Source organism: Marinobacter daepoensis DSM 16072 (assembly GCF_000421165.1).
GTDB lineage: Bacteria > Pseudomonadota > Gammaproteobacteria > Pseudomonadales > Oleiphilaceae > Marinobacter > Marinobacter daepoensis.
Map to the genome: position 1 here is coordinate 347,648 of NZ_ATWI01000010.1, position 24,694 is coordinate 372,341.

Here is a 24,694-nt window from a genome sequence, read left to right on the forward strand (position 1 = left end):
GGTGGTTTAGGCCTGTAGCGCCCCGTGATTTCCGTTATGATTGGACAACAGTTGTTGTAAAGCAGAGGGATAGCCATGTATCAGCTTGTGTTCAGAGGCGAGTGCACCCCAGGCACCACCCAGGAAGTCGCCCGAAACAATGCCCGGGCACTGTTCAAGGCCAGTGTGGAACAACTGGACCGGATGTTCAGTGGTCAGCCGGTGGTTATCCGCAACAAGCTTGAGCAGGAACAAGCTGAGAAATACCTGGCGGTTCTGAAGAAGCACGGGATGGTTGTTTACGTTCAGCCGATGCCCGGAACTGAACCCGCCAAAGTGTCCCCTGCTCCGGAGGCACCGTCCCGGCCAGCACCTGCCGCCCCCCGTGAGTCGGCCGGTCCTGAGACGGCAGCGGCTGGCCCGGCACCTTCGGTTGAGCCCGGCGACCGGCTGCCCGTGGCCGGAGAAAAAGTAGATGATATTCTCGCCGGTTCCGGGTTGAGTCTGGACCCGGTTGGGGTGACCCTGGTGGAACATGAAGACGTTGAAGCGCCGATGTTCGAGCACCTGGATGACTGGACTCTGGCGCCGGCCGGCAGCGATCTGGGTGTGGAACGTGACGTGCCGCCGCCCATTGTTCCGGATACCTCACACCTGTCTCTGGCTGACGATGATTCCAAGTCGAGTTCGTAACCGTTCCCTGATCAAACGCCATTGTGCCCTGCAGGTTTGCGTGCTGATGGGCCTTCTGTTATCTCCCTTGGCCGGTGCGCAAACAAGTGGGGCGGACCGGCCGACCATTGGTCTGGTCCTCAGCGGAGGCGGTGCCAAGGGCATGGCGCATGTTGGTGTGCTGCGGGTGCTGGAAGAGATGCAGGTGCCCGTCGACCTGGTGGTTGGCACCAGTGCTGGCTCAGCGGTTGCGGCGCTCTATGCCACCGGGATGCCGGTCGCAGAGATTGAACGCCGCTTTATTGCGCTGGACTGGTTGTCCAGTTTTCGGGATAACCCGGGCAGGGCCTACAAACCCGTGCGCCGGAAACAGGAGGACTGGCGGCTGCCTCTGGTGCCCGGCATTGGTGTGAGCTCAGAGGGCCTGCACGTTGGCGGGGGCTTGGTCACCGGCCAGAACCTGGGGTTCATCCTGAACGAACTGACCCGTAATGCTGCACTGGTGGATGATTTCGACCAGCTGCCGCTTCCCTTTCGCGCTGTCGCCACTGATCTGGAAACCGGCGTTGAGGTTGTCATCGGGGATGGCAACCTAGCGGATGCTCTTCGTGCCAGTATGAGTGTTCCAGGAGTCTACGCGCCGGTAGAGCGGGGCGGGCGTCTGCTGGTCGACGGTGGGGTAGCCAATAACCTTCCCGTCAGCGTAGCACGCGACATGGGGGCTGATGTCGTGATCGCTGTGGACATCACGGACCCGTTGTTGAACACAGATGATATACGGGAAGCGTTTTCCGTGGTGGGGCAGTTAACCACGCTGATGACCCGGCGAAACACGGATTACCAGTTGGCTCTGATGACGGATCAGGATGTGCTGATTCAGCCCGATCTTGAAGGACACACCTCTGCAGATTTCTACGATGCCCCGGTACTGTTTGAATTGGGGGCCAGTGGTGCCCGTGAACATGCGGTGGACCTGAACCGGCTTTCCGTGAGCGATGCGGAATGGTTGGCCTACCGTGGCAGACTGCAGGTAGAAGCGGTGCCTCCTGGCCCCATTGCCCGAATTGAATTCCAGAAGGGCAAACGCCTGGCCAGTGACTTTTTACGGGAACGTATACGACAGAAAGAAGGTGAACCGCTGGATATTGAGGCTCTGGAGGCCGATCTCAAGCGGATATACGGCCTGGGTTATTACGAAACCGTTTCCTGGTCTCTGAGCCCGTCCCGGGAGGGGCCGGTTCTGATTATTCAGGCCAGAGAGAAAAGCTGGGGGCCCAATTATCTCTCTTTCGGCCTGAATTATGAGGACAACTTTGACGGAGATACCCGTTTCAATCTGGCCGCGGGTCTTCGAATGACCGAGCTCAACCGCCTGGGCGCGGAGTGGCAGAACAGTTTTCAGCTGGGCACCCAACCCTGGGTGCGCAGCCAATGGTATCAACCTCTGGATTACGGCTACGACCGGTTTGCCGTTCTCGGCATGGAATACCGCCGAGATGATTACAGCATCTATGACGAGGGTGACCGGGTTGCTGAGATTGACGTGACCTTCCGCCAGATGGATCTGGCTCTGGGCATGGAGCTGGGTGGCGATGGCGAAGTCCGGCTCGGCTACGTGCGTGGTTATGCGACGGTGGATGACGAAGTCGGTACGCCGGTTGTGCTCTCCGACCGAGTGCATCAGGGCTATGTCAGCCTTCAGTTGGTACACGATTCCCTGAGTGATGCGTTTTATCCCAAGTCGGGTGCATTTGCGGGTATCCGGGCTCGTGTGGAGCGGGAGGAGCTTGGTGCAGACCGCAAGTTCGATTCGGTCACCGGCATGCTTCTGGGTACCGGGACATGGCAGCGTTTCAACCTGACCGGTCTGGCGTATACCCGACAGGTGATCCGGGGCGACGCCGGGGTTGAAAACGCTGCTCGCCTGGGCGGCTTCCGTCAGCTATCGGCCTATGCCCCCGGCGAAATTACCGGTAACGATGCGGCGCTGCTGGCGGCCTGGGCCAGGAAAGAGTTTGGAGGCCCGTTCATGCCGTGGTTTGCCGGGGTCGGGTTTGAAACCGGCAATGCCTGGGAGCAGATGGACGATGCCACCTGGTCTGGCCTGGTCCGCTCCTGGAGCCTGTTTGCCGGGGTCGACACGTTCCTGGGGCCGGTGCAGCTGTCGGCAGCGTATAACAACGAAGATGACTGGACTGCGTACCTGAATATCGGCTTCTCGTTTACCCAGCTGTTCTATTGATTCACGGCGCCAGCGCGGCAAGCACCTGCTCGCACTGCTGTATGGCGTAGCGGTGAAGAATGTCAGCCAGAGCTTGTTCATCCCGCGCGCGGATGACCTGGATAGAGTCTTCCATCAGCGCCAGGTTGTCGGCGAGTACCTGGCGGCCACCATGCCGGAAAGCCACAAAGGCGCAGCGTTTGGCGGAAGGCCAGAGGTCCTCAATGGCCGATACAATGAAGTAGTTGTCGGCATAGGCCAGGGATGCCTGGGTGTATTCAATCCCCAGTTCCAGAAAGGCCATCAGGTCGTTGTTCTGAAAACATCCCACCATCTGTTCATGCAGGGATTCCAGCCGCTGCATGTCATCCGGTTGCCACTGGCGGGCGAGTTTCCGGCCGGTGTGGGTCAGGTAGAGCTCCAGAATCTCGTAGAGGCTGCGGACAAAGTGCTCATCCAGCGGTGTCACGAAGGCCCCTTTGCGCGGAACGTTGCGAATCAGATGGCGTTTTTCCAGCAATAGCAGGCCTTCGCGGATAGACCCGTGACTGACATCCATTTGCTTGGCCATGGCGCCTTCGTAGATACGTTCACCAGACCGGAGCTGCTCAAAGGCGATCAGGTTTTCGATGTGGCGGGCGACTTGTTCGGTCAGTGTTTCTCTGGGTTTAAATGCATTCATGGACTGGTCATTTACAGCAAGCACGGACCGCCATGTTCGCACAAGGTTTGTGCCGGAACCAGATCAAAGCAGGGGCGCCAATAGTCGCACGGCCCGGCAGCCCAGCCGGAACAGGATGGAGCGCTGGCGATAGTCGTCTTCGGTCATGCGCCGGCACGCCTTCAGGTCTTCTTCCAGCATGCCCTCTACCTGCGCAATAAAGGCCGGACTGGTGTTGATAGCGGTGATCTCGAAGTTAAGACGCATGGATCGGTTATCCAGGTTTGCTGTGCCGATAGCGGCATAGCGGCTGTCCACCAATACCACTTTCTGATGCATGAAGCCCGGCTGGTAGCGATGGATGCCGATGCCGGCCTGGCTGGCCTGAACCAGGTATGAGTAGGCTGCCAGCCGCACCAGTTGGCTGTCGCTTTTCTCCGGGATCAGGATGCGAACATCCACGCCCCGAAGGGCGGCGAGCTGGAGTGCGTTCATGACCTGGAAGTCGGGTACAAAGTAGGGGGAGGCAATCCAGATGCGGGTCCTCGCATTGTTGATGCAGTTCAGGAAAAACAGGGTGCAGGTTTCCCAGGTGTCGGCGGGGCCGGTGGGTAATACCAGTACTTCCTCATCGCCGGGAGGCGGTGTTGCCGCTGCCCAGTTCAGGTCAGGCCGGGTATTGCTGGCCCAGTTCCAGTCTTCCAGCCAGGCCAGTTGCAAGCCGGTTACGGCGGGCCCTTCGATCCGGCAGTGGGTGTCGCGCCAGGGTTCCTGATCCATGGCGGTGCCCAGATATTCATCACCAAGGTTGATGCCGCCCACGAAACCAACCACACCATCGCAGACCATCAATTTCCGGTGATTCCGGAAGTTGATCTGGAAGCGGCGTCGTCGGATGTTGCCGTCGCCGAAGGACGCGATTTTTGCCCCTGCCGCGGTCAGTTCGTTCAGCCACTTTCGGGACAGAAAGACACTGCCGATATCGTCGTATAGGAACCAGACTTCGACGCCCTCAGCCAGTTTGCGTTCCAGAATGGCCTTGATCCGCTGCCCCACCCGGTCTGATCGGACAATATAGAATTCCAGCAGCAGATAATGGCTGGCATTCTCCATGGCCTCAAACAAGGCTTCGAACGTGGCTTCTCCGTCTTGCAGCAAGGTACAGTGATTACCACTGGTAAATGGCTGGCGGCCCAGCTTACACAAAACCTGAAGCTCATCACTGAAATGGTCCTGGCCGGGGGCGGCGATGGACGTGGTCTGACTTTCAAACTGATCCAGCAGATTGGTCAGGCTTTGATCTCCCATGCGGCGTGCTTTGACGTAACCGCCAAAGCGGTAGCGACCAAATAACAGGAACATCGGGACCGCAATGTATGGCAAACCGATCAGGGCGAGGATCCAGGCAATAGCGCCTTGGGCCGTCCGATATGTCAGCAAGATCCGATAAATGCACGCAAGCGCGGCGAGGTACAGCAGGGCGAGCGGAATGGCAAGCAGCGACAGGTTCTCGGCGATCATGGTGCCCCCTCCTTGTGACTGGCCCGGAACTGCGCCGGGGCAACCCCGGTCCAGCGTTTAAAGGCGCGGCTAAACGCGCTGAGTTCCGAGAACCCCAGAAGAAAGGCGATTTCTCCTAACGCGTATTGGTCGTCGGCGACGTATCGCAGAGCTTTGTCTTTGCGCACCTGTTCCACCAGATCGTGAAAACTCAGGCCCTCTTTTTTGAGCTTACGATAGAGGGTTTGCCGGCTCATGTGACAGTGTCTGGCCAGGGTGTCGGCGTCAATCCGGTCGGTGGCCATCTGACGGGAGATCAGTCGCCGCACCTTGCGACCGAAGGTGCGGCGGGTCTGTAATCGGGCCAGTACCGCGTTCACCTGTTTCAGCATGGCCGAATAAACATAAGGGTTGCGATGGGGAATCGGGTGTCCCAGGTGTCGGCTGCTGAACGCCATGCGGGTCATGTCGCTGCCGAAATGGACCGTGCAGCCGAACAGCGCCTGGTATTCATCGGCATATACGGGTTCAGGGTGGGCAATTTCCAGCCAGTCAGCGTGAATACCTGCGTGGATGAAATGGCGGGTGCGACACAGGGCCGCCGCCAGTGTGCGGTCCATATCTTGTCTGCAGTAGTGTGCAGGGGTATCCGGATGCCAGGTGAGAATGGCCTGTTCCGGAGTCTGTTCGAAACTCAGGATGACTGATTCGTTGATCAGGCGGTGGAGACGCACATATTGCACCACTGCCTCGCCGAGCGTATCGCAGTTAAAGAAAACATGGCCGACCAGCCCCATGCGCTCCGGGTCGACCACCTGTCCGGCGTGCAGCCCGACCCCAGGGTCTCCGGTCAGTTCCTCTGCCAGTTCCCAGAGCCGATAGTGGGTGCCGGCGGGTATCCGGAGATCCGGATCGGTCAGGGCTTCGAGGCTCAGGCCAGTGACCTGTTCAATGCGGGCACGGTTCAGCAACCCCCGGGTGTCCAGATAGTGAACCAGTGCCAGCGTGCTGGAGGCGGCAACCTGGGGCGTTTCCGGTTGGTCGGATGAGGCCTGCATGCCTGGAGTCTGCTCCCGGTAGTGGTCTGGTGAACTGATACAGAATGTCAAACGATTGCGACAGTGAGTCAATGGGTCGTTATTGCTTAAACGATAGCATGTTGTCTATCAGGTTGAAGCAATGCATTGCGACGTGGAGGTATTGTATGGAACAGGAAATCTTTGTGCCCCATAGCGAAGCCGAGCGCAGAAACGTTCTGGCACTCGCGGAATACCTGGACAGCATCTTCTATTGCTGATCTTTCAGGCGTATGTCTGTGACCTTCCAGCCGGGCATTGGCCCGGCTTTTTTTATCCGCTAATTTCCCCTTGCCCCGAGTTCTGGCGATGGTAGTGTATCCGGTTTGATCCGATAACCGGAGGCATGCCAGCCCATGAGTGTAAACCTGAATTCTCGAGTTTCCGGCCAGGGAACGCCGTTGATCCTGCTGCACGGACTGTTTGGTTCACTGGAAAATCTGGGCGGTATTGGTCGCCGTCTGGAAGACAGCTGGCAGATCCACGCGCTGGATGAGCGCAACCATGGTAGCTCTCCCCACTCAGATGTGATGGATTATCCGGCCATGGCTGAAGATGTGATTGCTTATCTTGATGCCCAGAGCATTGATAAAGCGATCCTGCTTGGCCACTCCATGGGGGGCAAGGTGGCAATGCAGGTGGCTCTGACGTACCCGGAGAGAGTTCAGGCGCTGATTGTGGCGGATATTTCACCGGTGACCTACAAGCCTCATCATGACGCGATACTCGAGGGGATGCAGAAACTGGATCTGACGGGGGTGAAAACCCGCCGTGAGGCCGATGCGAGACTGGCGGAGTTCGTGGCGGTGGAGGGGGTCCGGCAGTTCCTGCTGAAAAACCTCGAGCGTATACCGGCCGAAACGCAAAGCAGCGAAGATGTGTTGTTCCGCTGGCGGCTGAACCTGCCGGTTATTGATGCCTGCTACGACAATCTGGCCGCTGCGCCAGAGGGCTCAGCGCCTTACCGGGGCCCCGTGCTGTTCATCAAAGGCGCAGACTCTGCTTACATTCAGGACAAGCACCGGGACACCATCCGTGAGCTGTTCCCTGAGGCCGAACTGAAGGTTATTGACGGGACTGGCCACTGGCTGCATGCGGAAAAGCCGGACGATTTTGCCACGCTGTGCCGGGATTTCCTCAAGCAATCGTGAACTTGTCAGGCGCAGGGTGATATCTGCTAAGGTAGAACGCAGGACGTGATCCAGCGGGCTCGCTGGAAACAAAAATCATAAAAAGATCGGGCGCTTACGATGAAATGGCTCTTGGGTACCTTGCTGGTTGTCTTTCTTTTAGCGGGCGGTTTTCTGCTGGCACCTTCCCCCATTGACAGCAAAGCCTGGGTTGCTCCTTCAGCACCCGCCATGACGGGCGTGCTGGCCCCTAATCATCGTTTGCAACAGGCCGAGCTGATGGCCCTCGGGCAGGTTTACGGGCCGGAAGATACCACGGTTGATCGTCAGGGGGTGTTGTATACAGGGACTCAGGACGGCTGGATCGTCCGGGTGCATCCAGACGGCATGGTTGAGCGTTGGCTGCAGACGGAAGGGCGTCCTCTGGGCATGGTTGTTGATCAGGGGGGCAACCTGATTGTGGCCGATGCCTGGAAAGGCCTGCTGTCGATTTCACCAGAAGGTGATGTCTCTGTCCTGGCCCGTGAAGCGGGTGGAACGCCCTTCCGGTTTACCGACGACGTGGTGATCGCCCCGGATGGCCGCATTTACTTCACGGACGCCAGTTCCCGCTTCCATCAACCGGACTATGTTCTGGACTTACTGGAGATGCGTCCGCACGGGCGCCTGTTGCGCTTCAATCCAAAAACGCGGAAGACCGAGGTTTTGCTGGGGAATCTGCACTTCGCCAATGGGGTTGCGGTCTCTCCCGAAGGTGATTATCTGCTGGTCAACGAAACCTGGAAGTACCGGATTCTTCGCTACTGGCTCAGCGGGCCGAAGGCGGGCCGGACTGAAGTGTTTGCCGATAACCTGCCGGGTTTTCCGGACAATCTGGCCGTGGATGATGCTGGTCGTTATTGGGTGGCGTTTCCAACGTTACGAAATCCCCAGGTGGATTCGATGCACCAGACACCCTGGCTCAAGGATCTGGTGGCTAAACTGCCGGACAGCCTGAAGCCCCAGCCTCAGGATTACGGGCTGGTGGTTGCCTTTGATCGTGATGGCCAGATGCTCACCAGTCTGCACGATCCCCTTGGAACCCATCTGCGCGAGATTACGTCGGTGAATCCCCACGACGGAGCTCTATACTTTGGTTCACTTCACAATGACCGCATTGGCCGGCTACCGTTGCGGGCCATTCCTGGCCTTGGAGAGAATGCCGAATGACCGATACTCATGCTCTGAACTGGGATCTGCCGGCTCCTTTCACCCTTGAAATCACCGTTCAGCCAGACGATACCGACCGTTTGGGGCATGCCAATAATGTGGTTTATATTCGCTGGCTGGAAGAGGTGAGCTGGGCCCACATCGAGAGTCTTGGGATGACCTGGGCGTTGCATGAAGAAACGGGCAAGGCCATGGCGATAACCCATACCGACGTTGACTATCTGATGTCCGCCAATGCTGGCGACGAGCTGGTACTGGGAACCTGGCTGACCGACTGGGATGGCCGTTTCCGTTCGGCCCGGCAATTTCAGTTGATCCGCCCTTCCGATGGCAAAACCCTGCTCCGCGGGCTCTCTACTCACGCCTGCGTCGATCTGAAATCCCAGCGCCCTTCCCGAGCGCCGCAAGCGTTCGTCGATATTCTGTCCGGCGCACAGGTGCCCGGTGGTCGGGGGCTGACTCGCTAAGGCCGTAGGCAGGAATATCTGCTAGTCTCATCCTTGATACCCGCTAATGGGCCTGTGACCCCATGCATTCCGGAGGCAGCCATGGAATCATCTGATGTCGTTGACGCAACCCCCATGCAACATGTGGTCTACCGCGAGTTTGGTGAACGGGAGGTGCTTCAGGTGGCTCAAGCCCCTGTGCCTGAGCCCGCAGAGGGAGAGGTGCTGATCCGGGTGCACGGTGCCGGTCTTAACCCGATCGACTGGAAAACCCGCCGAGGGCTGGGGTTCGCCGCCCGTCAGATTGAGAGCCGGTTGCCCTGGACACCCGGGTACGATGTGGCAGGAGAGGTGATCGCGGTAGCGGATGGTGTCACCACCCTGGCCCCTGGTGACCGGGTGATGGGGATGGTTGGCTTTCCGATCGGCGGTGGGGCTTACGCCGGGTATGCGGTGGCCAGGGCCGACGAGTTGGCAATCGTGCCCGACGAACTGAATCTTGTGACGGCAGGTGCGGTGCCTCTGGCGGCTTTAACCGCCTGGCAGGCATTGTTTGAGGTGGCTCGCCTGGAGTCCGGCCAGAAGATACTGATCCACGCCGGTGCCGGTGGCGTTGGCCACTTTGCGGTTCAGTTTGCGCTTGAGCGGGGGGCCCATGTGGTGGCGACGGCTTCGCCGGCCAACCGGGATTTTCTGGCGGAACTTGGGGTACATGAGGTCATCGATTACCACACGACCGACGTGGCCGAGGAATGTTATGGCCTTGATGTGGTGCTGGATCTGGTGGGAGGAGACGCCGGTAAGCGATCCCTGCATACCCTGGCAGAGTCTGGTGTGCTGGTGACGATTCCTACCATCACGGCGGATGAGATTGTCAGTGCCGCAGAGGCGATGGGGCTTCGGGCCCACGGCATGACCGTGCGCCCCGATGTTTTTCATCTGGAGGAGATTGCGGAGCTGATCGAAGACGGCGATGTACGGGTGCACATTGAGCAGGCTTTCCCGATGGATCAGGTGCAGGCCGCGCACGCCTTGCTTGAAGGTGGGCATGTGCGCGGCAAGCTTGTGCTGGACTGCCGGTAACCAGAGGCGGGCCAGTCAGGCCGGGCCAGTGCTGGTTACGGTTCTGTCGCCATTGGTTTCCTTACGTTCTTTCTGAGGTTGTGGCGGAACCAGGCTGATCAGAATCCAGTCGTTGTCGGGCTGCAGGGTTTCCATATCTTTCACCGGATGCATGTGTTCCTTGCTGTCCCGGACAAACAGGACCAGCGCCTGATTCTGGTACTGGCTCAGAAACTGCTCGTAACTGAACTCTTCACTCAACTGCGTGGTTTTCACGGTGTAGCCCTGGCTGACCAGGCTTGCCAGCTTGGCGTAACTCACGCCGTCGAACAGACCTCGGGTGCGCTGTACCTTACCGGCGGTTTGAAGCCGGGCTTTCTGATCCTGGTCGCCTTCGACCAGGCCATACACTGAATCATCGCCAAACCAGTCCAGAAAATGGTACGTCGCCTGGCTGTTCAGCTGCTTGTAGGGCGACAGGATCAGGAGATTGCCAATTCCGGTCAGGTCCATGTGCGTTGCAGCGTGCTCTGAGACCGGGTTGCCGAAATAGACCGGCAGGTTCTCCATACGCGCCTGACGCACGTTTTCCCAGTTGGTATCCGTGAGGATGGTCGGAATTTCATGCTTCCTGAGCGCCTGGGCAATAAGCCGGGCAACCGGGTTGGCGCCGAGGATCAGGAAACCGTGAGCCGGCGGCTCCTGCACGCCCAGCAGTCTGGCCACCGGGCGAGCGGTCAGGCTTTGCAGGGTCACGGTGGTGATGATCAGCATGAACACCAGAGGCACCAGCACGCCCGCGTTGTCATAACCAATGCGTTCAAGCTGGAAGGCAAACAGAGCCGAGACCGCCGCTGCGACAATCCCCCGGGGGGCAATCCAGCTCAGGTAGAGCTTCTCTCGCCAGTTCAGCGAAGTGCCGATGGCTGAGAGAAAGACACTGACGGGACGCGCAATCAGCATCAGGCAGGCCAGTACCGCTACCAGCCCCCAGCCCAGATCGGCAATGGCGGCAAACTCAACCCGGGCGGCCAGGATGATAAACAGGGCGGAAATCAGCAGAACGCTGAGGGATTCTTTGAACTCGAGAAGGCTGTCGACCGGCACCTGTTTCATGTTGGCCATCCAGATGCCCATGACGGTGACCGTCAGCAGGCCCGACTCGTGGGCCATTTCGTTGGAAATTGCGAAGACGCCCAGCATGAAGGTCAGTGTGCCGGCGTTGTGCAGATACTGGGGCATCCAGTGTTTTCTGAGTACCAGGCCATTCAGGTAGCCGGCGGCCGCGCCGATGGCAAAGCCCACAAGCAGCGTTTTCCCGAAAATATAGACGGAATGTCCGAAGACGTTGCCCTGGCCCCAGGAAACGATTCCCTCGAATACCAGCACCGCCAGCAGAGCGCCCACCGGGTCGATGATGATGCCTTCCCAAGTCAGGATGTTGGCGAGCTTGGAGGTCGGGCGAACGGCCCTGAGCAGCGGCGCAATGACGGTGGGCCCGGTGACCACGGAAATCGCACCGAAAAGAAGCGCCACCTCCCAGGAAACCCCGAGAATCCAGCGTGCAGCCAGAGTGCCGATCAGGCAGGTTACGATACTGCCCACCGGAATCAGGTTGCGAACCATCTTGCCGTGGTCTTTGATCTCCTCGTACCTCAGGGTGAGGCTGCCTTCAAACAGGATGATGGCCACGGCCAGGGAGACCATCGGGAACAACAGGTCATTAAAGATGGTTTCCGGGTGCAGAAAACCGGTCACCGGGCCAGCGAGTATGCCGCCTGCGAGCAGGAACAGGATTGCCGGCATGCGTACCCGCCAGGCCAGCCACTGGCAGACCAGGGACGAAACGCCGATACCGGCAAGGATTAAGGTTGTGCTAACGGCCATAAAAGGGCCTCGATGGTTGAGTTAGAGATTGGCCTTGCGGGCGATCCGGTTCAGCAGTCGGGATGCTGCAAAAAAGCCAAAGCTGGCGGTGACCGGGCTCGCAGCCCCGAAACCTGTGGCGCAATCTAGCCGCACAGGGCCCCCGGTCGATGGCTTTTGCAGGCACACTCCGCCGTCTGGCGCAGGATAGGTCAACTGTTCCAGAGAGTAGACGGCTTCCACCCCAAACCGTCGTTTGGGATTCCGGGAAAAACCATATTCCCGCCGTAACATATTACGGACTTTCGCGAGCAGTGGATCCTGAGTGGTTTTCGCCAGGTCGGCAACCTGGATCTGGGTGGGGTCTGTCTGGCCTCCGGCCCCGCCAGCACAGATGATCGGAATCTTGTGTCGCTGACAGTGGGCAATAAGCGCCGCCTTGGGTTTGACGCTGTCGATCGCGTCGACCACACCGGACATCTCGCTGGTGATCAGCTCCGCGACGTTCCTGACCGTGAGAAACCCGAAATGCACGCGGATATCCGCCTGAGGGTTGATGGCCCTGAGGCGCCGGGCCATGGCCTCGGTTTTGGTCTGGCCGTACTGACCTTCCAGTGCGTGCAGTTGCCGGTTGGTATTGGAAACGCAGATGTCGTCCATATCGATCAGGGTGAGGGTGCCTATGCCGCTGCGAGCCAGTGACTCCGCAGCCCAGGAGCCCACGCCGCCGAGACCGACAATCGCGATGTGGGCCTGGCGGAAGGCGTTCAGCGCCGTTCGGCCGTAGAGTCGTTCGATGCCGCCAAAGCGGAAAGCGTAGTCGTCGGTGGTCATGCAATCTCTGTCGAAGTGTCAAATGCAGGTTGCATTGTACTTGCCGAGCGGGAATCGCGAAAAGAATTCATAAAAAAAGCCGTACAACGCACAACTTAACGAAAGGACCCGTCTCGAGAGAAGGCGGGGTGGCCTGAACGTATGGGTTTTTCGTATCAACGGCATGGCATTGATTGATAGAAGGGAGGTGCCCTGATGACGACGGTTATCGCCGGAGTATCCGGTGCGATCGGTGAGGCCCTGGCTCGTGACTACCTGAGCTCGTGCCCGGAACAGAATCTGATCGGACTGTGCAGGGAACCCGCGAAGGTATCGGAGGACTTGCGCAAACATCCCGGGGTGAAACTGATGGCCTGGGACGCAGAAGAGGCTCAACGGCTTGATGAGGCTGCGCTTCATTCAGTCCTGAATGCTTCAGGCCCCTTGCATACCGTGATTTATACGGCAGGCCTGTTGCACGATGGCCGGATGTTCCCGGAGAAGCGACTGGAGGACCTGAATGCACCTGACATGGTCCGTGCCTATCGGGTGAACTGTGTGGGGTTTGGATTGCTGATGCAGACACTGGTGCCGTGGTTGCGGGGGAAACACTTCAAGCGAGTTGCTGCGATCTCTGCGAAGGTTGGTTCGATTTCGGACAACCGTCTGGGAGGCTGGTATGCCTACCGTGCCTCGAAAGCGGCCCTGAACATGTTGGTCAGGAATCTCTCGATTGAGTTATCCCGGCGTTGCGCTCCATTGGCCTGTGTTGCCCTCCACCCGGGCACAACACGGTCGGCGCTGAGTCAGCCGTTTCAGCAATCCCTTGAACAACTGAACGTGCACGAAGCCGATGAGACTGCGGATCATCTGTTCGCGGTGCTGCAACACCTGACGGAGCAGGACAATGGGCGGTTCATTAACTGGGATGGCAGTGATCTGCCGTGGTGAAGAAACTGCGGCGTGGCCGCAGTCCTGTGTTAACGGAGAAAAGGGTTCAGCAGGCGGGTGAACCTGCCCGTCAGTTTCAGCGGGGCACTGAGCACGGACAGAGTGATGCAGTCATCGCAGCCAACGGCAACCGGGCGGTGTTCATCCTGTTCGTTCAGCACGACAAAGTCCCATTGATTGAAAACACCGTTCTGATCGGCAAAGGCGCCTTGCAGCACAAGGGTGGTTTCGTTACCCCGGTGGGTATGAGCGGGCGCTTTGCCTCCGGCCACCAGTTTCTGAAGCACCACCCGTTCGTTCTGCCCCGGAAACCTGTCGGTAATGTCCAGCACGCTGACGTCCGCCAGTTGTCGCTTCCAGGGCAGGTCGTTGATGTCATTTCCGAGCAGCTTCTGCAACGGACTGACCCTCGGCTCTGGCATGACGGGGGCTGGCCCACCTTCGTCACCGTCAATGCGAGCCATCAGCTGGTCAAAGCTGTTGTCTGACAGCGTGACTTTTGGCTGGTGCTCCATCATGATCGCCCCGAGACTGTTCAGCGTATCAACCCGGCTGCGGCAGTGCGGGCATTGATCCAGGTGCAGACGAATGCACAGAGCGTGGGGTTCACTCAGGTTGCCCGCACTGTACTCCATCAGGCTCAGGCTATCGGGATGATGCCGTGTCATACGTTCTGATCCTGCAAAATCACTTTCAGTTTGTTCAGCGCGAGACGCACCCGGCTTTTGACCGTACCTAAGGGGATATTGAGCTCATCGGCCACCATCTGGTGGGATTTGTGCTCCATGTAAACCTTGGCAATCACGGTAATCTGCTCTTCCGGAAGCAGGCTCAGAGACTCGCGGATACGCCGTTCGGACATCAGACGGTGCAGGGATGTGACCGGTTCGTTCTCGTTGTCACCGGGAATCTGCCAGAGATCTTCGGTCTCGACGGCTATCTCGGCACTGGTCCGCTGCATTTTGCGCAGCATGTCGATGCGCTGGTTACGGGCGATGGTGAAGATCCAGGTAGAGGCGGCGGCCTTTCGCCAGTCGTAAAGACAGGAACGACGCCAGATCGACACAAAGACTTCCTGAACCAGCTCTTCAGCATGACTGGCCAGGCCGTTGGAAATGGCGTAGTACTTGATTTGCGGAGCAAAGTGCTCGAACAGGGCGTGGTAGGCTGCCCGGTCCTGATGTTTGCCGACATTTTCCAGCAAGACGCCCCAAGGGTCTTTTCGTCCCTCGGTTTTTGCCGGTTGTTGCTCCCGTGTTGTCACCGGGCGCTCCTTGATTGTTCTCTTGTCTGAGCTGGCTACCGTCATCATTCTAGGTACTCATCACCGGTTTGTCAGTGAGAGTGTTTACGCACGGTAGCCCCCGGTGGATTCATGGTGCGGGCAATATTTGCCAGGGTGGCCGGGCCCTCCGGGCAGCCTATTCTTCCAGATAGGTGTAGCCTTCCAGTCCGGCAGATAGCTCTTCCAGCAATGTCTGCTGTGTTGCGGGTGCCAGCTCGCTGAGCCGGAATTTGCGCCGGTAGGCTTCGAGCAGGTTGTCCGGCTCGAAATTCACGTAGCGCAGCACCTTGGCCACGGTGTCCCCGGTGATAGGTTGTCCAACCTGGTAATCTCCCTGATCATCCAGTTTTACATCAACGGAATGGGTGTCTCCGAACAGGTTGTGCATGTCTCCGAGAATTTCCTGGTAGGCCCCTGTCATGAAAAAGCCGATCAGCAAGGGGGTCTCCGGGTCATGTTCGGGTAAGGGCAGGGTGGTTTCGATGCCTTGGCCATCCACATACTGGTCGATACGGCCATCGGAGTCGCAGGTGATGTCCTGAATCACCGCCCGACGGTTCAGTGGCCGGTCAAGCCCGTTGATGGGCATCACCGGGAAGATCTGGTCGATGCCCCAGACGTCAGGCAGCGACTGAAACAGGGAAAAGTTCACGAACAGTTTTTCTGCCAGTTTTTCATTCAGTTCGTCGATGATTTCACGGTGGGCGCGATTGGCGCTGTCGAGCTCCGACCGGAGCATCCGGCAACTGCGGACATACAACGTCTCGGCCTGGGCTCGTTCGGTCAGCGATAACAGGCCGTGAGCAAACTGGGCGTGAACATCCGCCATGGCATGCAGAATGTCGTGGTAGATCTCCGCCAGTGAGCGGGGTGAGTGAGGGTCCTGCAGGCTTTGCAGATCCCGCCACAGGTCTTGCAGGGGCGCCGGAGCCTCCGTTGCCGGCTCCGACGGTGTGCGGTTATCCGGAGCCTCCAGATCAATCACATTGGTAACCAGCACCGAGTGATGGGCGGTCAGAGCACGGCCAGACTCGCTGATCAGGTCCGGGTGTGGAATACCTTGTCGATCACATTCCGCCTGCAGCACATGCACAACATTGTAGGCGTACTCAAAGACGCTGTAATTCATGGAACAACTGCTGCGAGAACGGGTTCCTTCGTAGTCGACTCCGAGGCCGCCACCAATGTCTACGGTGCCGATGGGGGCTCCCATGGCGCGGAGTTCGGTGTAGAACCTGGCGCATTCTTTCAGGCCGGTCTGAATGTCGCGGATGTTGGCGATCTGGGAGCCCAGATGAAAATGCAGCAACTGCAGCGTGTCCAGGGCTCCGGCCTGCCTGAGGGTTTCAACCACATCAAGCACCTGGCTGGCGGACAGCCCGAATTTGGATTTCTCACCCCCGGTATTCTGCCAGTTTCCTTTGCCAATCGTTGCCAGGCGGGCACGAATCCCGATGAGCGGGGAAACGTCCAGTTTTTTGGCTTCGTCGAGAATCAGGGGCAGTTCCGACTGTTTTTCAACCACAATGAATACCCGGTGGCCGAGTTTCTGGCCAATCAGGGCCAGACGAACGTACTCGCGGTCCTTGTAGCCATTACAGACTATGACCGAACCGTTCTGGCGGGCCAGCGCCAGTACGGCCATCAGCTCAGGTTTGCTGCCAGCTTCGAGACCCACCTGATTGGCCGAGGCCGCGGGTTCTGCCGACAGCAATTCTTCCACAACCCGGCGTTGCTGGTTCACCTTGATCGGGTACACGGCGGTGTAGCGCCCCTGATAGCCCTGTTCCTGGGTGACCTTGTTGAACGCCCCGCACAGTTTGTTAACCCGGTCGTGGAGAATGTCGGTGAAGCGGACCAGTACAGGAAGCGGTATGCCGGAGTCCGCCAGGGAGCGGGTCAGTGCCGGCAAATTAATGCGGGCTTCGCTGCGACCGCGGTCCGGGCAGATCTCTACCTCACCCTGGTCATTGACGGAAATGTACCCGTCGCTCCAGTGAGCGATGTTGTATACCCGGTGGGCGGGTGATGCAGCGGTTTCAACCATGATTGCTATCCTGTCAGAAGACCCGGGGCGGCCGGCTGGCCGTTAACAGGCTGCATTGTAGGAGCAGACCACTGCACCTACAATACGCCTCTTTCAGATGCCCCGGCACGTCGCAGCGGCACACAGTGGGAGACAGACATGACCGCAATGAACGAAGGCTGGTTCACCGAGGTTTTTCAGGATCAGGGCACGGCCTTTTCCCTGCAAGTGAAGCGTAAGCTTCATGAAGAACAAACCCCTTTCCAGAAGCTCGAGATCTACGAGACCGAAACCTTCGGTCACCTGATGGTGCTGGATGGCTGTGTGATGCTGACCACCCGGGATAATTTCCTGTATCACGAGATGATGACGCACCCTGCGCTGTTCACGCACAAGGAACCGAAAAAAGTCGTCATTGTCGGGGGGGGAGATTGCGGCACCCTGAAAGAAGTCCTTCGTCATCCGGGTGTAGAAGAAGCCTGGCAGGTTGAGATTGATGAACGGGTTACCCGCGTGTCAGAGACGTATTTCCCTGAACTGTGTGAGGCGAACGGCGATCCTCGTGCAAATTTTTTCTTCGGCGATGGTATTCAGTGGATGCGCGACATTGAGCCGAACAGCATCGATGTGCTGATTATCGACAGTACAGACCCGGTGGGGCCGGCGGAAGGGCTGTTTGCTCTGGATTTCTACCGGGATGCCATGCTGGCGTTGCGGGAAGGAGGGATCATCGTTCAGCAGAGTGAATCGCCGCTGTTGCACACTGATTCCATCATCAAGGGCATACATGACGACATGCGCAAAGCTGGTTTTGGTCACGTGCAGACGCTGCCATTTCCGCAGCCGGTCTACCCGACTGGCTGGTGGAGTTGCACCATGGCCAGCAAAACCAACCCCCTGAAGTACTTCCGGGAGGAGGACGTCAACAACCGTCCTTTTGTGACCCGTTACTATAACGCCGGGATTCACCACGGCGCGCTGGCCATGCCGCAGTTCATGGTAGACGCTCTGGAGGACGAGGTTCATCCTGGCGAAGGGTGATCTGGGAGTGGACAGCTTCCAAGGCTGAACTAAACTGGTTGCAATGATCAGGTATTGGTCATGTTGCCCGTTTGCAGTCAGAAGGAGTTGCTATGGACGTCCGCAGAGGAGAACAGGAGCGTCACTGGTTCCGGTGTGACCGGTTTTCGCTGGTCAATGGACAATGGTATTTCCAGACCCGGGAAGGAACGGCCGAAGGGCCGTTCGACCATGTTCGTGAAGCCGAACTCGAGTTGATGCTTTATCTACGCCATGCTGAAGATGCCTTGTTTCAAGGGCCGGCGACGACGGCGTAGAGCCTGAAAATAAGAAAAGGGGCGCCAAACGGCGCCCCTTTTCTGTTTCTCCGTCAGGGGTTATGGCTTACCGCTGACAAACTCCGGATAGGCTTCCATACCGCACTCGGAGAGGTCGACGCCCTCGTATTCCTCCTCTTCGGTGACCCGGATACCCATCACGGCCTTCAGAAGGCCCCAGACAATCAGGCTGGCCACGAACACCCAGATGAAGATCGTGAGCGCGCCGATGAGCTGACCGCTGAAGCTGACGTCGCCGTTGGTTACGGGAACCAGCAGCAGGCCCAGCAGGCCACAGACACCGTGGGCAGAGATTGCGCCGACCGGATCGTCGATGCGCAGCTTGTCCAGAGTGACGATGCTCAGCACCACCAGAATACCGCCGAGAGCACCCCAGAGAGTGGCTGTCAGTGCGCTGGGGGTGGACGGTTCTGCAGTGATTACCACCAGGCCCGCGATAGCACCGTTCAGCAGCATGGTCAGATCAGCCTTGCCAAACATCAGGCGGGCAGTGGTCAGAGCCGCAATGGCACCACCGGCAGCGGCTGCATTGGTGTTCAGGAACACCATGGCGACCGAGTTGGCGCTGGCCACGTCGCCGAGTTTCAGCACGGAACCCCCGTTGAAGCCAAACCAGCCCATCCACAGGATAAAGGTACCCAGTGCTGCCAGAGGCATGTTGGCACCCGGGAAGGCCCGGATCTCGCCGTTGGGGCCATACTTGCCCTTGCGTGGCCCCAGCAGAAGCACACCGGCCAGGGCCGCTGCTGCACCTGCCATGTGGACGATGCCAGAGCCGGCAAAGTCGCTGAACCCGAGGTCACCGAGGTTGTAGAGGCCGAAGACGTCGGCACCGCCCCAGGTCCAGGAGCCTTCCAGCGGGTAAATAAAACCGGTCATGAACACCGCAAACACCAGAAACGCCCACAACTTCATGCGTTCGGCCACGGCGCCGGAGACAATGGACATGGCGGTGGCCACAAACACCACCTGAAAGAAGAAGTCCGAGGCTGCCGAGTAGATAGAGCCGCCGGTGAAGCCGTCTTCACGGGTCGCGAAGTCGCCCAGTACCCCGTCTACATCCACATCTGCAATGCCGGAGAGGAAGATGTTTCCGCCATACATGATGGCGTAGCCGCACACCAGATACATGGTGCAGGCCACGGCGAACAGGGCGACGTTCTTGGTCAGAATTTCGGTGGTGTTTTTAGCACGCACCAGGCCGGACTCGAGCATGGCAAAGCCTGCGGCCATCCACATAACTAATGCGCCACACACGAGAAAATAAAACGTATCTATTGCGTACTGCAGGTGAAAGAGATTGCTTTCCATGGGAAGCCCTCCGCACAAGGCTCTTCAGGTGATAGTTTTTTGCGTTGGCTGGCTGTCAGTTCCGGCTCAGACCGCTTCTTCGCCGGTTTCGCCTGTCCGGATCCGGATTGCCTGTTCCAGTTCGGTCACGAAAATCTTGCCGTCACCGATCTTCCCGGTATTGGCTGCCTTGGTGATGGCTTCGATGACCTGGTCCAGCAGGTTGTCGCCAATGGCGATCTCCACTTTTACCTTGGGCAGGAAATCCACCACGTATTCCGCGCCACGGTAGAGTTCTGTGTGGCCTTTTTGCCGACCGAAGCCTTTGACTTCAGTGACGGTTACGCCTTGTACGCCAATCTCGGATAGTGCCTCACGGACATCATCCAATTTGAAAGGCTTGATGATCGCTGTCACAAGTTTCATTGCTTTCTCCTTGGTAAAGCCGTCCCAACAGTGAGGGCCCGTCGGCCGATTGTTGAGTTCGGGATGCTGCCACCTCGCACTTCAATTGTGCGGATTGTGTACGAGAGCTTTAGCATCGGGTGTGCCAACGCAAAAAAATAAAATAAAAACAAATGCTTAACTATTGCCTGTCCCGAAATGGAGCAGGCTGGCGCACCATGATGGTGCGTAGAGCCTGCTCTTGTCTCAAAACAGAGCAGTCCGGCCTTTGGCCGCAGCCATTATAATGCTGACCGGGTACAGTATGGCAGGGGGCGTGGTGTGATACACTCCCGCAAATAGCCTCGGTGGTATGGAAAATGGTCTTATGCTGCCGAAGAACCCGTATAAGAGGTGTTTGATGAAAGGGCCGCAAGAGATTTTTTCCCAGCTACAGGGCCAGTTTGGTCAGTTTGTTCCGGATATGGCCAAAGCGGCCAGGGAAGACTTTGAAACCCAGGCCAGGGCGACGGTGATGTCGGTGCTGGCTCGCCTGGAGCTGGTGACCCGAGAGGAGTTCGACGCGCAGCAGGCGGTCCTGATGAAAACCCGAGAAAAGGTGGAAGCTCTGGAAAAACGCGTTGCAGAACTGGAGCAGCGCCTGAGTTCAGATTCCTGACCGGTCGCCCGGGCAGCAGGAGCGCTGACCGGGCCATTGATACGTACTGCCATGGAAGGTTGTCATGCTCGCTATTGTCCATTCGCGCGCCAGTCTTGGCGTGTCTGCTCCCCCGGTGACCGTTGAAGTCCATCTGTCCGGTGGTCTGCCCGCACTCTCCATCGTTGGTTTGCCTGAAACTGGAGTCCGGGAAAGCAAAGACCGGGTGCGGAGTGCGTTGCTTAATGCGGGGTTTGAATTTCCGGCCCGTCGCATCACGATCAATCTGGCCCCTGCGGATCTGCCCAAGGAAGGCGGTCGATTCGACCTGCCGATTGCACTGGGCATTCTGGCGGCATCTGGTCAGATCCCGGCGGATAGCCTGGCGGGCCTGGAGTTCATGGGAGAGCTTTCCCTTGACGGTGCGCTGAGACCCTTGAAAGGCGTCCTGCCAGCAGTGCTGGCGGCGCGGCAGGCGGGGCGCTCTCTGTTGTTGCCCGATGGCAACGCCGAAGAGGCAGCTCTGGCCAGTTGTGAGGACGTGCTGACGGCGAACCATTTGCTCGGGGTCTGCGAACACCTGACTGGCGAGGCTCGGCTGACTCCGGTGCCACGGTCGGTAGCCTGCCAGGAAGGGGCGGGCCCGGTCTCAGCGGCAGATCTGTCGGATGTCCGGGGGCAGCAGGTGCCGCGCCGGGCGCTGGAAGTTGCGGCGGCTGGTGCTCACAACCTGTTGTTTTTTGGACCGCCTGGAACCGGTAAAAGTATGCTCGCCAGTCGGTTACCCGGCATCCTGCCCTCGTTGGCGGATGAGGATGCCATGGAAGTGGCCAGTGTCCACTCGGTTGCCGGTCAACCTCTGAAGCCAGGAGGCTGGCGTCATCCCCCGTTTCGAGCGCCTCATCATACGGCGTCGGCGGTGGCCCTGGTGGGGGGTGGAAGCAGCCCCCGCCCGGGAGAAATCTCGCTGGCGCACCGGGGTGTCCTTTTTCTGGATGAGTTGCCGGAGTTTGAACGCCGGGTACTTGAGGTTCTGCGTGAACCGATGGAAAGCGGGGAGATTTCCATCAGCCGTGCGGCCCGCCAAGTAACGTTTCCGGCACGCTTTCAGGTGGTCGCCGCTATGAACCCCTGCCCCTGTGGGTACCGCGGCCACCCCAATATCGAATGCCAGTGCACACCGGCTCAGGTGATGCGCTATCGGGCCAGGATCTCCGGGCCACTGCTGGACCGGTTCGATATGCATGTGGAGGTTCCCGTGCAGTCCGGCGATGTGTTGTTGGGCGCTGGTCACGGGGCGGAAAGCAGCGCGCAGGTCAGAGCCAGGGTGCTGTTGGCCCGCCAGCGTCAGGAAGCCCGTGGCGCGCTTAACTCCGGGCTGGCGGGGCGGGGTCTTGACCAGGCTTGTCGTCTGGACTCGGGTAGTGAGCGTTTGCTGACCAGAGCCATGGAACGGTTGGGGCTGTCCGCGAGGGCGCTTCACCGAATTCTTCGGCTGGCGCGCACCCTCGCCGATCTGGACGGGGCTCAGTCGCTGGAGCAGTCGCATCTGATGGAGGCCCTGGGATATCGTCAGCTGGATCGGCAGTCCGGGCAGGGGGCTGGGGTCTCCGCCTGATGGTACGGACTCTGATAAACTGTGCCCAGGTTTTGACTACCAGATCCGTTTTCATGCTTGAGGATACAGAATGACTGACCAGAACGAGACTCAGGACGCAAATCCGGTCACCACTCGCCGCGGCGTTCGTAGCTTTGTGCTCCGCCAGGGGCGGATGACGGAGGGTCAGAAAAAGGCCTTTGAACGCAACTGGGCAAAGTATGGCCTGAGCCGGGACAACGGAATGATCGATCCCCGGGAAGTGTTTGGCCGGGATAATATGCTCAATCTGGAAATCGGGTTCGGCATGGGGAAATCCCTGGCAGACATGGCTGAGGCTGCGCCGGAGCAGGATTTCATCGGTGTGGAAGTGCATCTGCCCGGCGTGGGTGCGCTGCTGAAAGAGGTAGAAGCCCGGGGGCTGGAAAATGTGCGGGTTTACAGTATTGACGCCAACGACGTCATTGATCTGTGCCTGCCGGACGCCTGTCTTGACCGGGTGATGGTGTTCTTCCCGGACCCCTGGCATAAGAAAAAACACCATAAACGTCGTCTGATTCAGTTGGAGTTTATCCAGCGTATCCGTCACAAGCTGCGGGTGGGAGGTGTTCTTCATCTGGCGACAGACTGGGAGAACTATGCAGAGCATATGCTTGAGGTGATGGACGCCTCTGAGGGATTTGCAAACACCCGTGAAGAGGGGGGGTATTCACCCAAACCGGAGGAGCGCCCGATGACCAAATTTGAAAAGCGTGGCGAGAACCTGGGGCACGGTGTCTGGGACTTACTGTTCTATCGCACCAACTGATCTAGTGAGATGGCGTCAGGGGCCTGCGTCGGGAGGCACGGATGACCACAAGCCCGGCCATACCGAGCACCAGGCCCGTGAACTTCACCAGTGCCAGAATGGTTGCGGTAAGGCTCATCGTATCTGATGGCGGGTTGAGGTTATTCAGAAGGGCGATGTTCTCTGCGATATCGCTGATGCCGGCAAGGACGAACAGCACTCGAACCCAGCGCGCGACCATTCGTTCCCGGACTCCGGGGCGGTCCCGGGTGAAATGACGGGTCAGCTGAAGCGCGGTGGCCAGATAGACAATGATAAACAGGAAGTCGATCCACAGTGATAACCTGGCCTGGCTCAGTTGGTCATCGTGCCAGCTGGACAGAATTGCCCGGGTCTGATCGGCGGTGCCGGCGAGCTGCAGGCTGATCATTCCCTGAGGGGCAGCGGAAGTATGGAGCGGCTGATTCAGGGCGATTAGCAGCAGCCCGAGCGCCAGAGCGGTGACCAGAGACATCTTCATGGGCAACTTCATCGGGCGCATGGGAAAGAGCGGCGGTCGCTGGGCTGAATCCATTAGAGAAAATGCTCCAGAAGGCTGTTCAGGTACCGCTGCCCGTGCTCCGTTGCCTGAATACGGGTTGGGGCAAGCAGATGTTCTTTTCTTAGTTGGCTCAGTTTTACCGCAATGGAGGAGAGGGGTAAACCTGTACGCTCGGTATACGTGTTTTCTTCGGAGCCTGCTTTGAGTCGCAGGGCGTTCATCATGAACTCCAGTGTTCGTTCGCCCGTCTCAATCGCCTCGCTGCCGGCTGTTCTCGACCCGATCCGGTTCAGAAACGCCTCGGGCTGACGGGTTTTCCAGTAGCGCAGGATGCGGCCGTCGGCCAGGCTTACCTTGCCATGGGCGCCGGCGCCCATGGCAAGGTAGTCCCCGAAGGTCCAGTAATTCAGGTTGTGCTGGCTTTGCGCCCCTGGCTCACTCCACGCTGAGACCTCATAGTCCTCCAGCCCGGCTTTGCGCAGGTATCGCGCCCCCTGTTGGTAGATGTCCCACAACCGGTCGTCGTCGGGTAAGTCGGGGGGGCGGGAAAAGAATTCGGTGTTGGGTTCAATCGTGAGCTGATACCAGGACAGATGGCGTGGCTTGTGGCTCAGCGCCGCCTGCAAATCCTCCAGAGCCTGGCCGGGTGTCTGCCCAGGTAAGCCGTGCATGAGATCCACGTTGAAATTGTCGAAACCGGCCTTGCGCGCAGCCTCAATCGCCTGATGGGCGGAAGCACTGTCGTGAATTCGCCCAAGAGCTGTCAGCTGGTTCGGATCAAAGCTCTGCACTCCAATGGATAGCCGATTGATGCCGGCTTCCCGGAAACGCTCGAAGCGCCCGGCTTCGAGCGTGCCGGGGTTTGCCTCCAGAGTAATCTCGGCACCGGGCTGAAAGGCCAGGCGCTCGCGCAGGCTGTTGAACAGTCTCTGGTAGAACTGGCCGCTCATCAGGGACGGGGTTCCGCCACCAATGAATACGGTTTCAATGGGACGAGCCCGCACCAGTGCCAGGTCCGGTTCCAGGTCGTCAAGAAGTGCGGTCAGGTAGCGCTCTTCGGGGATGTCTCCCCGGATGGCGTGGGAGTTGAAATCGCAGTAGGGACACTTGCGCACGCACCAGGGCACATGTATGTAAAGGCTCAGGGGCGGGCAGACCGCCACAGGGTCGGTGGCGGTCATC

24 protein-coding genes are annotated in these 24,694 nt (G+C 58.8%); 12 read left to right on the plus strand and 12 right to left on the minus strand.

Translation table 11 applies throughout. The annotated features are described in order from the left end of the window. The first annotated feature begins 75 nt into the window (after positions 1–75). Positions 76–672 (plus strand): hypothetical protein, encoded by a 597-nt coding sequence (locus tag K325_RS0111485; protein ID WP_029654412.1) that lies wholly within the window; start codon positions 76–78, stop codon positions 670–672. Between the two features lie 46 nt (positions 673–718). Then, positions 719–2,893 carry a patatin-like phospholipase family protein gene (locus K325_RS0111490; RefSeq protein WP_228128446.1) on the plus strand — a complete coding sequence of 725 codons (2,175 nt, stop codon included), beginning with the start codon at positions 719–721 and terminating at the stop codon, positions 2,891–2,893. A gap of 1 nt (position 2,894) precedes the next feature. Here K325_RS0111490 and K325_RS0111495 read toward each other — a convergent pair whose 3' ends face one another. From K325_RS0111495 to K325_RS0111505, 3 genes are all read right to left on the minus strand, one after another. Further along, positions 2,895–3,554, minus strand: coding sequence for a GntR family transcriptional regulator (locus K325_RS0111495; protein ID WP_029654414.1), 660 nt, complete (start codon positions 3,552–3,554; stop codon positions 2,895–2,897). A gap of 63 nt (positions 3,555–3,617) precedes the next feature. Continuing rightward, positions 3,618–5,054, minus strand: a complete 1,437-nt coding sequence (cls, locus tag K325_RS0111500; RefSeq protein ID WP_029654415.1) for a cardiolipin synthase — start codon at positions 5,052–5,054, stop codon at positions 3,618–3,620. Next, positions 5,051–6,091, minus strand: coding sequence for an AraC family transcriptional regulator (locus tag K325_RS0111505; protein ID WP_036193433.1), 1,041 nt, complete (start codon positions 6,089–6,091; stop codon positions 5,051–5,053). Before K325_RS0111505 ends, cls begins: the two co-directional genes overlap by 4 nt. 374 nt (positions 6,092–6,465) lie before the next feature. Between K325_RS0111505 and K325_RS0111515 the strand changes: the two genes are divergently transcribed. The 4 genes from K325_RS0111515 (at position 6,466) to K325_RS0111530 (ending at position 9,977) form a co-directional block, all read left to right on the plus strand. Then, positions 6,466–7,260, plus strand: a complete 795-nt coding sequence (locus K325_RS0111515; RefSeq protein WP_029654417.1) for an alpha/beta fold hydrolase — start codon at positions 6,466–6,468, stop codon at positions 7,258–7,260. A gap of 99 nt (positions 7,261–7,359) precedes the next feature. After that, entirely contained in the window at positions 7,360–8,448 is a 1,089-nt protein-coding gene (locus K325_RS0111520) for an SMP-30/gluconolactonase/LRE family protein (protein ID WP_029654418.1), read from the plus strand. Beyond that, the gene (locus tag K325_RS0111525) at positions 8,445–8,915 is read left to right on the plus strand and encodes an acyl-CoA thioesterase (protein ID WP_029654419.1); all 471 of its coding nucleotides are present in this window, start codon (positions 8,445–8,447) and stop codon (positions 8,913–8,915) included. The genes K325_RS0111520 and K325_RS0111525 overlap by 4 nt, the downstream gene beginning before the upstream one ends. Before the next feature lie 81 nt (positions 8,916–8,996). Further along, positions 8,997–9,977: an NADP-dependent oxidoreductase gene (locus K325_RS0111530; protein WP_029654420.1), complete on the plus strand. Its 981-nt coding sequence runs from the start codon at positions 8,997–8,999 to the stop codon at positions 9,975–9,977. A 15-nt stretch (positions 9,978–9,992) separates the two neighbouring features. On the opposite strand, the gene K325_RS0111535 is transcribed toward K325_RS0111530, so the two are convergent. Together K325_RS0111535 and tcdA are read right to left on the minus strand one after the other, a co-directional pair. Then, on the minus strand, positions 9,993–11,843 hold the full coding sequence (locus K325_RS0111535; RefSeq protein ID WP_029654421.1) for a cation:proton antiporter: 1,851 nt from the start codon (positions 11,841–11,843) through the stop codon (positions 9,993–9,995). 21 nt (positions 11,844–11,864) lie between these two features. Then, on the minus strand, positions 11,865–12,656 hold the full coding sequence (gene tcdA / locus K325_RS0111540; protein WP_029654422.1) for a tRNA cyclic N6-threonylcarbamoyladenosine(37) synthase TcdA: 792 nt from the start codon (positions 12,654–12,656) through the stop codon (positions 11,865–11,867). A 195-nt stretch (positions 12,657–12,851) separates the two neighbouring features. Here tcdA and K325_RS0111545 point away from each other — a divergent pair, with 195 nt between their 5' ends. Then, the gene (locus K325_RS0111545) at positions 12,852–13,586 is read left to right on the plus strand and encodes an SDR family NAD(P)-dependent oxidoreductase (protein WP_029654423.1); all 735 of its coding nucleotides are present in this window, start codon (positions 12,852–12,854) and stop codon (positions 13,584–13,586) included. A 29-nt stretch (positions 13,587–13,615) separates the two neighbouring features. Here the strand turns inward: K325_RS0111545 and K325_RS0111550 are convergent, their stop codons facing one another. The 3 genes from K325_RS0111550 to speA all read right to left on the minus strand — a co-directional run bounded on the left by K325_RS0111550 (position 13,616) and on the right by speA (position 16,918). Next, positions 13,616–14,254: a ChrR family anti-sigma-E factor gene (locus tag K325_RS0111550; RefSeq protein WP_029654424.1), complete on the minus strand. Its 639-nt coding sequence runs from the start codon at positions 14,252–14,254 to the stop codon at positions 13,616–13,618. Further along, complete coding sequence (locus K325_RS0111555) at positions 14,251–14,898, minus strand: sigma-70 family RNA polymerase sigma factor (RefSeq protein ID WP_211218151.1); 648 nt, start codon at positions 14,896–14,898, stop codon at positions 14,251–14,253. The genes K325_RS0111550 and K325_RS0111555 overlap by 4 nt, the downstream gene beginning before the upstream one ends. A gap of 109 nt (positions 14,899–15,007) precedes the next feature. Then, entirely contained in the window at positions 15,008–16,918 is a 1,911-nt protein-coding gene (gene speA, locus K325_RS0111560; RefSeq protein WP_029654426.1) for a biosynthetic arginine decarboxylase, read from the minus strand. Positions 16,919–17,056: 138 nt separating this feature from the next. Here speA and speE point away from each other — a divergent pair, with 138 nt between their 5' ends. Together speE and K325_RS0111570 are read left to right on the plus strand one after the other, a co-directional pair. Continuing rightward, positions 17,057–17,938, plus strand: a complete 882-nt coding sequence (gene speE, locus K325_RS0111565) for a polyamine aminopropyltransferase (RefSeq protein WP_029654427.1) — start codon at positions 17,057–17,059, stop codon at positions 17,936–17,938. A 92-nt stretch (positions 17,939–18,030) separates the two neighbouring features. After that, positions 18,031–18,234 (plus strand): DUF6316 family protein, encoded by a 204-nt coding sequence (locus tag K325_RS0111570; protein ID WP_029654428.1) that lies wholly within the window; start codon positions 18,031–18,033, stop codon positions 18,232–18,234. Between the two features lie 60 nt (positions 18,235–18,294). Here the strand turns inward: K325_RS0111570 and K325_RS0111575 are convergent, their stop codons facing one another. Then, positions 18,295–19,566 carry an ammonium transporter gene (locus K325_RS0111575; RefSeq protein ID WP_029654429.1) on the minus strand — a complete coding sequence of 424 codons (1,272 nt, stop codon included), beginning with the start codon at positions 19,564–19,566 and terminating at the stop codon, positions 18,295–18,297. Between the two features lie 66 nt (positions 19,567–19,632). Next, positions 19,633–19,971, minus strand: a complete 339-nt coding sequence (gene glnK / locus K325_RS0111580) for a P-II family nitrogen regulator (RefSeq protein WP_011784068.1) — start codon at positions 19,969–19,971, stop codon at positions 19,633–19,635. A gap of 379 nt (positions 19,972–20,350) precedes the next feature. On the opposite strand from glnK, the gene K325_RS0111585 reads away from it, so the two are divergent. The 3 genes from K325_RS0111585 (at position 20,351) to trmB (ending at position 22,992) form a co-directional block, all read left to right on the plus strand. Then, entirely contained in the window at positions 20,351–20,608 is a 258-nt protein-coding gene (locus tag K325_RS0111585; RefSeq protein ID WP_029654430.1) for an accessory factor UbiK family protein, read from the plus strand. A 64-nt stretch (positions 20,609–20,672) separates the two neighbouring features. Continuing rightward, entirely contained in the window at positions 20,673–22,205 is a 1,533-nt protein-coding gene (locus K325_RS0111590) for a YifB family Mg chelatase-like AAA ATPase (protein WP_029654431.1), read from the plus strand. Positions 22,206–22,275: 70 nt separating this feature from the next. Continuing rightward, positions 22,276–22,992: a tRNA (guanosine(46)-N7)-methyltransferase TrmB gene (gene trmB / locus K325_RS0111595; protein ID WP_029654432.1), complete on the plus strand. Its 717-nt coding sequence runs from the start codon at positions 22,276–22,278 to the stop codon at positions 22,990–22,992. A 1-nt stretch (position 22,993) separates the two neighbouring features. Here trmB and K325_RS0111600 read toward each other — a convergent pair whose 3' ends face one another. Further along, positions 22,994–23,545, minus strand: a complete 552-nt coding sequence (locus tag K325_RS0111600) for a hypothetical protein (RefSeq protein WP_029654433.1) — start codon at positions 23,543–23,545, stop codon at positions 22,994–22,996. Continuing rightward, positions 23,545–24,693, minus strand: a complete 1,149-nt coding sequence (hemW, locus tag K325_RS0111605; RefSeq protein ID WP_029654434.1) for a radical SAM family heme chaperone HemW — start codon at positions 24,691–24,693, stop codon at positions 23,545–23,547. Before hemW ends, K325_RS0111600 begins: the two co-directional genes overlap by 1 nt. Position 24,694: the final 1 nt, after the last annotated feature.

Coding starts and splice junctions, on each gene's coding strand:
- K325_RS0111530 (WP_029654420.1), top strand. CDS start 8,997: ATGGAATCATCTGATGTCGTTGACGCAACCCCCATGCAACATGTGGTC.
- K325_RS0111585 (WP_029654430.1), top strand. CDS start 20,351: ATGAAAGGGCCGCAAGAGATTTTTTCCCAGCTACAGGGCCAGTTTGGT.
- hemW (WP_029654434.1), bottom strand. CDS start 24,693: ATGACCGCCACCGACCCTGTGGCGGTCTGCCCGCCCCTGAGCCTTTAC.
- speA (WP_029654426.1), bottom strand. CDS start 16,918: ATGGTTGAAACCGCTGCATCACCCGCCCACCGGGTATACAACATCGCT.
- glnK (WP_011784068.1), bottom strand. CDS start 19,971: ATGAAACTTGTGACAGCGATCATCAAGCCTTTCAAATTGGATGATGTC.
- K325_RS0111570 (WP_029654428.1), top strand. CDS start 18,031: ATGGACGTCCGCAGAGGAGAACAGGAGCGTCACTGGTTCCGGTGTGAC.
- K325_RS0111515 (WP_029654417.1), top strand. CDS start 6,466: ATGAGTGTAAACCTGAATTCTCGAGTTTCCGGCCAGGGAACGCCGTTG.
- K325_RS0111590 (WP_029654431.1), top strand. CDS start 20,673: ATGCTCGCTATTGTCCATTCGCGCGCCAGTCTTGGCGTGTCTGCTCCC.
- tcdA (WP_029654422.1), bottom strand. CDS start 12,656: ATGACCACCGACGACTACGCTTTCCGCTTTGGCGGCATCGAACGACTC.
- K325_RS0111600 (WP_029654433.1), bottom strand. CDS start 23,545: ATGGATTCAGCCCAGCGACCGCCGCTCTTTCCCATGCGCCCGATGAAG.
- speE (WP_029654427.1), top strand. CDS start 17,057: ATGACCGCAATGAACGAAGGCTGGTTCACCGAGGTTTTTCAGGATCAG.
- K325_RS0111525 (WP_029654419.1), top strand. CDS start 8,445: ATGACCGATACTCATGCTCTGAACTGGGATCTGCCGGCTCCTTTCACC.
- K325_RS0111535 (WP_029654421.1), bottom strand. CDS start 11,843: ATGGCCGTTAGCACAACCTTAATCCTTGCCGGTATCGGCGTTTCGTCC.
- cls (WP_029654415.1), bottom strand. CDS start 5,054: ATGATCGCCGAGAACCTGTCGCTGCTTGCCATTCCGCTCGCCCTGCTG.
- K325_RS0111575 (WP_029654429.1), bottom strand. CDS start 19,566: ATGGAAAGCAATCTCTTTCACCTGCAGTACGCAATAGATACGTTTTAT.
- K325_RS0111495 (WP_029654414.1), bottom strand. CDS start 3,554: ATGAATGCATTTAAACCCAGAGAAACACTGACCGAACAAGTCGCCCGC.
- K325_RS0111545 (WP_029654423.1), top strand. CDS start 12,852: ATGACGACGGTTATCGCCGGAGTATCCGGTGCGATCGGTGAGGCCCTG.
- K325_RS0111505 (WP_036193433.1), bottom strand. CDS start 6,091: ATGCAGGCCTCATCCGACCAACCGGAAACGCCCCAGGTTGCCGCCTCC.
- K325_RS0111520 (WP_029654418.1), top strand. CDS start 7,360: ATGAAATGGCTCTTGGGTACCTTGCTGGTTGTCTTTCTTTTAGCGGGC.
- K325_RS0111490 (WP_228128446.1), top strand. CDS start 719: ATGGGCCTTCTGTTATCTCCCTTGGCCGGTGCGCAAACAAGTGGGGCG.
- K325_RS0111550 (WP_029654424.1), bottom strand. CDS start 14,254: ATGACACGGCATCATCCCGATAGCCTGAGCCTGATGGAGTACAGTGCG.
- K325_RS0111555 (WP_211218151.1), bottom strand. CDS start 14,898: ATGATGACGGTAGCCAGCTCAGACAAGAGAACAATCAAGGAGCGCCCG.
- K325_RS0111485 (WP_029654412.1), top strand. CDS start 76: ATGTATCAGCTTGTGTTCAGAGGCGAGTGCACCCCAGGCACCACCCAG.
- trmB (WP_029654432.1), top strand. CDS start 22,276: ATGACTGACCAGAACGAGACTCAGGACGCAAATCCGGTCACCACTCGC.